The sequence below is a fragment of the Tenacibaculum soleae genome (genome assembly GCF_030549005.1).
Classification (GTDB): Bacteria; Bacteroidota; Bacteroidia; order Flavobacteriales; family Flavobacteriaceae; genus Polaribacter; species Polaribacter soleae.
Genome location: NZ_JAUOSW010000024.1, coordinates 1 through 2,577 on the forward strand (window position 1 = coordinate 1; position 2,577 = coordinate 2,577).

A 2,577-nucleotide genomic window follows, 5' to 3' on the forward strand; every position below is an offset into this window, starting at 1 on the left:
TTCTTTCAGAATTTGATTCCGTAATATTTTTTCTTTTAAAGTACAATTTTGAAGTTCAGTTTTTATTGGTGGCAACGTGTTTGTGCATGATTTTTGGCGTTTTAAAGCACTAAATTTAGTAAATAAAAACCGAATAGAAAATCCGCAAGGATTTTCGTAAGTAGGCGAGTACTAGCCATTAATTATACACAGTGTTGGCAGTAGTTATTATTGTTTTAAAAGTTCCTAAAATTTCTTTATTTTCAAGTTCTTTCTCTTTCTCTTTCTCAATTTCAATTTCAATAAAAAAACTGTTAAAATTACAAATTAATTCAGCAATATATAGTCCTTTTCCACTTCCGTTTATATTTGAACTATTTTGACCTCTAAAGTGTTTGTCTTTTAATTTAGATAATTCAGTTTCAGAAGGTATTATTGCTTTATTTGAAACTATTATTTTATCTAGTTTTGAATTGTTATCATTTATGAACTCACAATTAATTTCTGAATCTTTGTAATTATATTTAATTGCATTTTCAAACAAAATAAATGGTAATAAATCAATAATATTATAACATTCAAATTTACAATTTGAGGTACCTTTTAGATTTATATTTATCATTAAATCATTTGTTATGACTTCTAAACACTGTTTTGCTTTATCAAATTTTTTATAAATAGCAATATTGTTTTTTGGTGATAGTTCAATTAATTCTGGATTTAATGTAAAATCATAAGCATTTAATCGAGCACTAATTAATTGTGTTGTTGATAATATATTTTTACTTCTTAAATTTATATTATAATTTGTATTATAACTTTTTTCTAAATCAATCTTTAATGTATAAGCTTGTTTTTTTAGAATATTATTTAGCTTTCTTAATTCATGTAACGTGTCATCTAAAGTCTCTTTTTTAGTAGAAAATACGGAACTTTCTTTATCAAATTTTCTTATAATATGTTGTTTAGCATTAACTCTAGCATCTATAGATTGAAAATATTTTTTAATTCTATCTACGACATCTAATGAATGTACAACTTTAGAATCTTTCTTATTTGTATTTCTTTTGCTTAGTTTTTTATTATGATTTTTTTCGACTAAGATTGATGTGTAATTCTCACTATTATGATTTAGTGAAGAGAAACCATAAGGACAAATAAAAATCCCATTCTTATTTTTTATTGAATCATAATGTTTTTTACAAGTTGAATTAAAATTTCTATTACAAAAAAGAAAAGAGTTTTCTAAAACACCATTTTTAATCTTTTCTTCTTTATAATCGTAATAAGGAAATAGTTTGTTATTTGTCATTATTTAACCAATTAGTACTTTAAAAATAATACTTGCAGTAAATGACTGTATTACTGCTCTTATATCTTTGTCAATTTCACTACTTAATTTTTTACTTGGAAAATTAGACAAGCTTCTTCCCTCTAATATCGTGGTTACATATTCATTTTCTAATTTTACAATTTCAAATAAAGAAACATTATTTTTAATTAAAAAATCTCTTAATTTTAACCATCTTTTTTGAGGGTTTACAGCTGAGTCAATGGCATTATCTAAATTTTCTACCCATTCATCACCATCTAAATCTTTTTTAAAGACATAATCTGCTAATCTGAAAAATTTATTGTAAGTAGGGTCATGTGTATACCCTGTATAAGCTATTATTGTTTTAAAAGGGTATTTTTTATATAATTCAGAAATTACGTGAGCACCTTCGTATTTACTATCAAATATTTTTCCAACACCATTTATATCACATAAAATTATTTCATACTCATTTGCGCTTTCAATTGATTGAATGTCACTAAAATATGTTATATCGAATCTATGATTTTTTAAATGGTCTAAGTATTCAAAATCATTATCATCGATAACCAATATTGGCACTTTAATTCTGTCAATTTTATTTAATTTAAGACTCGGTTTATTTAAGTCTTCTATTGATTTAGGTTCTCCAATGTGTAGGAACATAGTTTGTTATTTATATTTTAGTCTTGGATTCAATGTTGTTACTTTAATTACTGCCAACGTGTTTGTGCATGATTTGTTTGCGTAAATTTAGAAAAAAAATAATTAAAAAGCACATAATTTGAAGCTTGCGAGGTTTTTCCGCAGGAAAAATATAGTAAGCAATTAATTATGCGCGGTGTTAGCAAATGCGTTTTATACATTCCTTTTTTAATTTTCTATTCTGAGATAAATTCCGCTACAATTCAAATTCCATTTTTTGCTCAATTCTGTAAATTCAATTTTTAGAGTATGAGTAAAATTCCCACGATTTAGATTCCATAAATTTGCTCAAGATTCCGCAATTCAATTTTTAAGGTTTGAGTAAGATTCCAGCGTTGAATCTCCATTTTACAATTCTACAAAAAACAAAAACTCCGCAATTATTTATGAGCGAGTAGAATTCCACAATTAAAACTCCATTTTTCTTTCTCAAAAACTAATTGACTGAAAACATAATTTAAAAACTGTATTATTTCGGGCTACAGCTCCGTAGTTTTTGCTAACGGTTTTGTGTATGATTAGTGGCGTGTTTTAAGCATCTAATTTAGTAAATAGAATCTGAATAGAAAATCCGCGAG

2 protein-coding genes are annotated in these 2,577 nt (G+C 25.4%); both read right to left on the reverse strand.

Annotated elements, in window-relative coordinates:
* Positions 1 to 178 precede the first annotated feature (178 nt).
* Complete coding sequence (locus Q4586_RS13910; RefSeq protein WP_303529983.1) at positions 179 to 1,291, reverse strand: ATP-binding protein; 1,113 nt, start codon at positions 1,289 to 1,291, stop codon at positions 179 to 181.
* A gap of 3 nt (positions 1,292 to 1,294) precedes the next feature.
* Positions 1,295 to 1,960, reverse strand: a complete 666-nt coding sequence (locus Q4586_RS13915) for a hypothetical protein (protein WP_068706535.1) — start codon at positions 1,958 to 1,960, stop codon at positions 1,295 to 1,297.
* Between the last annotated feature and the right edge of the window lie 617 nt (positions 1,961 to 2,577).